Origin of the sequence: Paenibacillus sp. Marseille-Q4541 (assembly GCF_018310695.1) — a bacterium.
In the GTDB taxonomy this organism is placed as follows: domain Bacteria; phylum Bacillota; class Bacilli; order Paenibacillales; family Paenibacillaceae; genus Paenibacillus.
On record NZ_JAGXCY010000070.1, the window covers coordinates 1 to 5,173 of the forward strand.

Consider the following 5,173-nt stretch of genomic DNA (forward strand, 5'->3'; position numbering starts at 1 on the left):
CCCCCCCGCCTATATAATATCGAATAAGTCCAGTTGCCCTTCATTACCTACCTCACTGGCATCTTGTATTAATCCCTGCTCTAACCACTGTGCCGGTGCTTCATAAAGCTTGTCTTGCCATATGGGTTCTCCTGATCTTGTATGAGCTGGGTTCTTTACTTCAGCTAGTTTAGTCCATACCCAATATGTTTTTGCTTTTACAGTGTTTGTCATTATGATTCCAGCCCACCTTTAGTTATCCTCATTCATTATTTCTAATATTGTTTCAAAGTCTTCTGATACTTTTATCCAATTCGCTTTGCTTCCTAAATAGATAATTACACATTTATGTTTAACAGTCTTCTTTCCTTCTTCTGTTTCGATTTCACTATCTTCAAAGGCGACAACTTCAGATTTAGGATAAGCACATCTTTCACCACTGATAACCTTTGTAAAATATATAAACTTCATATTGAGTATCTCCTTTTCGTTGTTAGATGAGATATTGACTCACTCCTTACCCTTTCTGTCCTGCTTCCAGTCTCTATTCATCCTTTACTACCTCCAGACTGTCCAAAGTCACTGGATAGCTTTGCCCTTCATAAGTAAGAACCGCAAGGGTCGTGAATTCGGTTACCATCAAGTGACTTACTTTCACGCCTTTTAAGAATGGAAGGTGCTCTCCGTAATGGTTCACCTTATCCCCCGGCTTAATAGTAGGTACTGGATCAGGATTGAATGTACCTTCTTCTGTCTTTATCAGAATGTGTTTAAATACTTCTGCTTTTCCAGGGCGATTGATCCCTACGTACTTCCTAAACATATTGTTTAGATAGTCCATTAGCTTTTCTGATGATATAAAGTTCTCTTGTTTACTCATTCCCTGACCCTCCTATTACAGTTATTAGAGCTGCTTTACATATAGCTTCAGGGGCTGTTCTTCCGAAAACCTCGACCTTACTTTCAAAAGGTTCATTATTATAAATAGCCAAGTAGGATAATTGATCTGGTGCTCCTATTGATTGAGGGATTATTTGAATTTTTAACTTATCTACTATTTCCCATGCTGCTGATATGTCGGTAGAGTATAGCTTAAGCTTTGTATCAATCGGATCAGTGAAATAATGTTTACCCACAATGGTGATTTCTTTGAATCCCATTACTCTGAGAGCCACATGAGCATCTAAATCTCTTCCCGGTGGCAGATTCAATATTTCTTCGTCAGTTATTACTCGCTTACTCATGGTCTACCTCCCCAGGAAGGTTTAATAGGTGTTTATGATCGTATATGTTCCCTACACGTTTTTGATAGCATTTAACGTCATATCCAGTCCATCCACCATTACCAGCGTTTGAAAGATAAAGACTCATTGGTACTGATTTATACTTGCCCTGATGTATGTCAAAACAAATTACTTCTAATTCAGTTCGCTCACTATGAGGATTAGGAGTTAATATATCTCCTTCATACCATTCTTCATCACTTACATTGTCTTTGAGTCCGGTGTATTGAAGGGGTTGTAACTGCTCATAATCACCGTGCGGTGTTGCGCGGAATATAACTAGTCCCCCGTAAGATAGGCTAGTAATTAGATCCGCGCGTGATTCAATCTCGTCACCTGAATACATTCGGCCGCATTCTTCGTCCCATGCTCTGAATTTGTATTCTCTCATTCCCTTTCATCCTCCCCTTTAGCTGGTTCCAGAGCCTGACTACACAATGTCTCTATGTTCCGTATAGCTGCATCAGCTCTTTCTAAATCTCCCCATTGTCCTTGTTTTGCTTCTTCTCTTGCTTCTTCCAGTGCCTTACGTAGTCGATCTATCTCACCTAACAGATAGGGAATTGAATTTTGGATTAACTTTTCAGATGTGACAACCGTTTTAAGTTCTTGCATGGCAAATTCTCTTTTTCCAGCTTCCTTGTCGAAGTGTACTAGGCATTTATAAGCTTCATTGATTTCATCTATTTGGTTCATCCCTGTTATCTCTCCCTTACTCAAAATATCCAAGCACCCAAAATAAATCCGACGACAAACACTAAAACATAAGTAAGAAAAAATCCTATAAGTTTTAAAAAAAGCTTGCTATAAAAGTAAGTACCAAACATGTTATCTCTCCCTTACTTGGATTATGGATCTATACGGCCTCCGGCTTCGCCTAAGTATTGCGGTCGTCTCGGAGACCTTCGGCCAAAGATCTACATTTTATAGTCGTGCTACACATCAATCTCGCATTCAATTTCTAAGTCAAACTCTTTACGACAAGATGGACATTTGCAATCATAAACTTCAATAAAGTAGCCATCTTCTTCGTGTTCAGATTTATGGTCGTAAACTCTAAAAAAATTACGCTCTCCGCAGTGAGGACATGGCTCGGAAGTAGTTACACTTCCACTGAAACCTTCAGTGGGATTGTCATTATTCACAGCATAAATCTTTCTAATTTCCCCACAAAATTCTGCCTCAAATGGCACGATAAATGTCATTTTTCATCTCCCTTTCTTATCTACGCCGGATAAACACCAGTAACTCTGAAAATATCTAGATTTGAAGCATACGTTGCGTAACAAATTCTAGGCTTTGATTGCACAACTAAAACCTCGTAAAATTCCCCTTCAATTTCAATGATGTCGTTAAGTGAAGGTTTGTAGCTCAAGGTTGCAATATAAGATTTGGGTCCATATTTGTGGTGCATCTTAATACCGTATCCCATTTGTTGTTCTCCCCTCCCAGGGAAAGAGGCTATGCCTCAATCCTCTTCGTGATATTCGTAAGATTCCTGAACCATTTCGAACTGTTCCGTTGGTAGAACATCCTTCGCTACTTGGCACCAGTACCCTAATTCCTCTACTGCTTCAACAAGCTCACTGATTGCAGCTTCTTGAGTGACTTCTTTTCCATCCAGACTCCAAATGCCGGCATTGTTCCGTTCAAGAGTGTGAGCACCTTTTTTCTTCAAACCAACTTTAATCGTTTCATAATCCATCTGTTATCTCTCCTTTAAGGCTGTATAGCCTGTTAAAATAGGAATTCAAGTTGTCCTTCACTCTCTTGATAGGCCAGCTGCTCAAGCTCAGTTTCATACTTAATGACAAATTCCTTTGCGCTCTTTAGCCTCTCATGTAAAAGTGGAAGAATGTGACTCTGGATATACTCAATCCGACCTTCGTGATACTTCGCCATCTTTTTGCTAGACCTAGACTCGTTTTCGATTCTTTCGATTATCTGATGTGTGTCCTCGATCTCTTCTATTTGAACTTCTACAGACGCACGAGCATGGAATAACTTGAACTCCAGATCGACTTTTCTATCTCTGTCCATATGATCAGCCTAGCTCAGCACAGTTGCTCTCATGACATTCAGGGCAAGCCGGTTCTTCCAGATCCTCAGGAACTGCAAACATCCGGTTACACTCTTCACATTGGTATTTGATCCATTCCTCCATGTGTTTATCTCTCCCTTATTAGGCTGTATCTGAGAAAGAGGTCGTGACCTCAATTCCAAACAAACTCCCGCGCTTCTTCGTACAACTTTCCTTTAGGCACAAAATTAAATCCATACATCCGAAAAAAATCATCGTTAGTTACTCGAAACCATGTACAAGCTAGATCCCAATGCCAATATCCGTTATATTTTCCGTATTTCCTACGGTTGGCCGCTTCCAAAAACTCTTTTCTTTGTTGTTTCTCATATCTTCGTGTTTCTTGAAATGGATTGAATAAATTTAGATTCAAAATCAGCACTCCTTTAGGCTGTATGTTTTCTTACAACCGGGTAATATTACCGTTTTTCTCTTGCTTTAGATCAACTTGTGGTCGCTGACCTTTTATCCTAAATCCATAGATACCGTCCTCTACTCCTTCGAACAACATCTGGATAGCTCCGTTTTGGAATTCGAATTCATTTTGTTTGAGAAATGATTTTGCACTGTTGCAGCAACCTCTTGCATCGAAGTTGAAGGGAACAATCGTTGAATCACTACATTCCTTGGAAATCCCAATTTTTCTTTCTCTTTCATCAAAGTAAATGAATAATTTCGTTTTACCTTCAAAACCAAGTTCTTGTCTCAATCCACTGTTTAGTCCTATCCGACCCGATTTATCAATTGTCATTGCCAAGAAACCTTTCACACCTTTTTGCTCACTACTGATTGGTTTAAACATCCGATCCATCTCCCCCGTAATTTAAGAACTGGCGTTCGGTTAGAAGACAGCACTGAACTGCCCCACAGAGCCAAATCTACTCCGCATACCCCAATAACCCACCTTGTCGTTGCTCAATTCGTCCTTGTCTTGCTCGATCTATTGCTAATATTGCTAGTTCATCAGGATCCCGTTTTAATTCTTCCGCAATGCAGTTAATATTCTTTCCTTGCTTCCACATATCTTCAAACTGATATATTTCATCTACTCCCCAAGTAAAATCCAACTCATCACAAGCCAAATATATATTTCTGCGGTTTTTGAGCGCTTTGTTTTCATGTCTACCTACTCCTTTTTCAGCTGGCATCGTTACTCCTCCTCATCATTTCTTTTGTTGCCTGTACCCGAATGTCATAGTCCAGTTCACAATTCATTATGATTTCAATGAGTTCTACATCCTTTTTATTTTTCATCATGGCCCTTCACCTCTTTTTGACGAGATTCCCATTCGATTTCTTCTTGCCCGATCTTGAGGAACAAATCATAGTCAACATCCATCAAATCGTAATCGTCAATTCCATTCACCTGGACCACACCCTCACAGTAATCGATAATTCAATTCAGTCCCGCCCGTTAAAACAACTTTATAATCCCGGCACATCTCGTTGATCCGGCTGCCTATACCTTCGTCATAATCGCATATCTTGGACATACTCTTTTCAGAGCTGATCAGGATAGGCAAGTTCTCCATATATCGATAATTTATAATGGCGAATAATTGTTCAATCTGGAACTCTGTTGGTTTCTCACGACCCTTGAATAGATCATCTATAAAAAGCACTTCTGCATGTTGCAGCTGGCTAATCCTTTGTTCGAGTGAATCCAAGTTTGCTTTAAGCTCGTTAAACCCTTCTACCCAGGGAAAGTACACAACTCCAATCCCTTGAATTAGTAAATGGTTTGATACAGCCATTAACAAATGTGTTTTCCCACAGCCAGGACGTCCTAGGAGGGCTATACTGTTCTTCCGGGTAGATTTAATCTCCAAGA

General features: G+C 39.8%; 15 protein-coding genes. All 15 read right to left on the reverse strand.

The features are described from left to right. Nucleotides 1–9: 9 nt before the first annotated feature. A complete protein-coding gene (locus tag KFT32_RS26900) occupies nt 10–213 on the reverse strand; it encodes a hypothetical protein (RefSeq protein ID WP_211750422.1) in 204 nt (67 codons plus the stop codon). Between the two features lie 18 nt (nt 214–231). Continuing rightward, nucleotides 232–450 carry a hypothetical protein gene (locus KFT32_RS26905; protein WP_211750423.1) on the reverse strand — a complete coding sequence of 73 codons (219 nt, stop codon included), beginning with the start codon at nt 448–450 and terminating at the stop codon, nt 232–234. A 73-nt stretch (nt 451–523) separates the two neighbouring features. Beyond that, the gene (locus KFT32_RS26910) at nt 524–859 is read right to left on the reverse strand and encodes a hypothetical protein (RefSeq protein ID WP_211750424.1); all 336 of its coding nucleotides are present in this window, start codon (nt 857–859) and stop codon (nt 524–526) included. Next, nucleotides 852–1,223: a BC1872 family protein gene (locus tag KFT32_RS26915; RefSeq protein ID WP_211750425.1), complete on the reverse strand. Its 372-nt coding sequence runs from the start codon at nt 1,221–1,223 to the stop codon at nt 852–854. The genes KFT32_RS26910 and KFT32_RS26915 overlap by 8 nt, the downstream gene beginning before the upstream one ends. Further along, nucleotides 1,216–1,653 (reverse strand): YopX family protein, encoded by a 438-nt coding sequence (locus KFT32_RS26920; protein WP_211750426.1) that lies wholly within the window; start codon nt 1,651–1,653, stop codon nt 1,216–1,218. The genes KFT32_RS26915 and KFT32_RS26920 overlap by 8 nt, the downstream gene beginning before the upstream one ends. Next, complete coding sequence (locus KFT32_RS26925) at nt 1,650–1,958, reverse strand: hypothetical protein (protein WP_211750427.1); 309 nt, start codon at nt 1,956–1,958, stop codon at nt 1,650–1,652. Before KFT32_RS26925 ends, KFT32_RS26920 begins: the two co-directional genes overlap by 4 nt. Before the next feature lie 239 nt (nt 1,959–2,197). Beyond that, nucleotides 2,198–2,467 (reverse strand): hypothetical protein, encoded by a 270-nt coding sequence (locus KFT32_RS26930; RefSeq protein WP_211750428.1) that lies wholly within the window; start codon nt 2,465–2,467, stop codon nt 2,198–2,200. 20 nt (nt 2,468–2,487) lie between these two features. After that, entirely contained in the window at nt 2,488–2,694 is a 207-nt protein-coding gene (locus KFT32_RS26935) for a hypothetical protein (protein ID WP_211750429.1), read from the reverse strand. 36 nt (nt 2,695–2,730) lie between these two features. Then, the gene (locus tag KFT32_RS26940; protein ID WP_211750430.1) at nt 2,731–2,967 is read right to left on the reverse strand and encodes a hypothetical protein; all 237 of its coding nucleotides are present in this window, start codon (nt 2,965–2,967) and stop codon (nt 2,731–2,733) included. A gap of 32 nt (nt 2,968–2,999) precedes the next feature. Then, on the reverse strand, nt 3,000–3,302 hold the full coding sequence (locus tag KFT32_RS26945; RefSeq protein WP_211750431.1) for a hypothetical protein: 303 nt from the start codon (nt 3,300–3,302) through the stop codon (nt 3,000–3,002). 173 nt (nt 3,303–3,475) lie between these two features. Beyond that, the gene (locus KFT32_RS26950; protein ID WP_211750432.1) at nt 3,476–3,715 is read right to left on the reverse strand and encodes a hypothetical protein; all 240 of its coding nucleotides are present in this window, start codon (nt 3,713–3,715) and stop codon (nt 3,476–3,478) included. 30 nt (nt 3,716–3,745) lie between these two features. Further along, nucleotides 3,746–4,144, reverse strand: a complete 399-nt coding sequence (locus tag KFT32_RS26955) for a hypothetical protein (RefSeq protein WP_211750433.1) — start codon at nt 4,142–4,144, stop codon at nt 3,746–3,748. 76 nt (nt 4,145–4,220) lie between these two features. Continuing rightward, entirely contained in the window at nt 4,221–4,490 is a 270-nt protein-coding gene (locus KFT32_RS26960; RefSeq protein ID WP_211750434.1) for a helix-turn-helix domain-containing protein, read from the reverse strand. A 95-nt stretch (nt 4,491–4,585) separates the two neighbouring features. Further along, nucleotides 4,586–4,708 (reverse strand): hypothetical protein, encoded by a 123-nt coding sequence (locus KFT32_RS27525; RefSeq protein ID WP_283246477.1) that lies wholly within the window; start codon nt 4,706–4,708, stop codon nt 4,586–4,588. A gap of 13 nt (nt 4,709–4,721) precedes the next feature. Beyond that, on the reverse strand, nt 4,722–5,173 hold a 452-nt coding region (locus tag KFT32_RS26965), incomplete at its 5' end, for an ATP-binding protein (protein WP_249436171.1).

Excerpts from the sequence above, each read along its gene's own strand:
- KFT32_RS26900 (WP_211750422.1), bottom strand. The coding sequence starts at position 213 with ATGACAAACACTGTAAAAGCAAAAACATATTGGGTATGGACTAAACTA.
- KFT32_RS26905 (WP_211750423.1), bottom strand. The coding sequence starts at position 450 with ATGAAGTTTATATATTTTACAAAGGTTATCAGTGGTGAAAGATGTGCT.
- KFT32_RS26910 (WP_211750424.1), bottom strand. The coding sequence starts at position 859 with ATGAGTAAACAAGAGAACTTTATATCATCAGAAAAGCTAATGGACTAT.
- KFT32_RS26915 (WP_211750425.1), bottom strand. The coding sequence starts at position 1,223 with ATGAGTAAGCGAGTAATAACTGACGAAGAAATATTGAATCTGCCACCG.
- KFT32_RS26920 (WP_211750426.1), bottom strand. The coding sequence starts at position 1,653 with ATGAGAGAATACAAATTCAGAGCATGGGACGAAGAATGCGGCCGAATG.
- KFT32_RS26925 (WP_211750427.1), bottom strand. The coding sequence starts at position 1,958 with ATGAACCAAATAGATGAAATCAATGAAGCTTATAAATGCCTAGTACAC.
- KFT32_RS26930 (WP_211750428.1), bottom strand. The coding sequence starts at position 2,467 with ATGACATTTATCGTGCCATTTGAGGCAGAATTTTGTGGGGAAATTAGA.
- KFT32_RS26935 (WP_211750429.1), bottom strand. The coding sequence starts at position 2,694 with ATGGGATACGGTATTAAGATGCACCACAAATATGGACCCAAATCTTAT.
- KFT32_RS26940 (WP_211750430.1), bottom strand. The coding sequence starts at position 2,967 with ATGGATTATGAAACGATTAAAGTTGGTTTGAAGAAAAAAGGTGCTCAC.
- KFT32_RS26945 (WP_211750431.1), bottom strand. The coding sequence starts at position 3,302 with ATGGACAGAGATAGAAAAGTCGATCTGGAGTTCAAGTTATTCCATGCT.
- KFT32_RS26955 (WP_211750433.1), bottom strand. The coding sequence starts at position 4,144 with ATGTTTAAACCAATCAGTAGTGAGCAAAAAGGTGTGAAAGGTTTCTTG.
- KFT32_RS26960 (WP_211750434.1), bottom strand. The coding sequence starts at position 4,490 with ATGCCAGCTGAAAAAGGAGTAGGTAGACATGAAAACAAAGCGCTCAAA.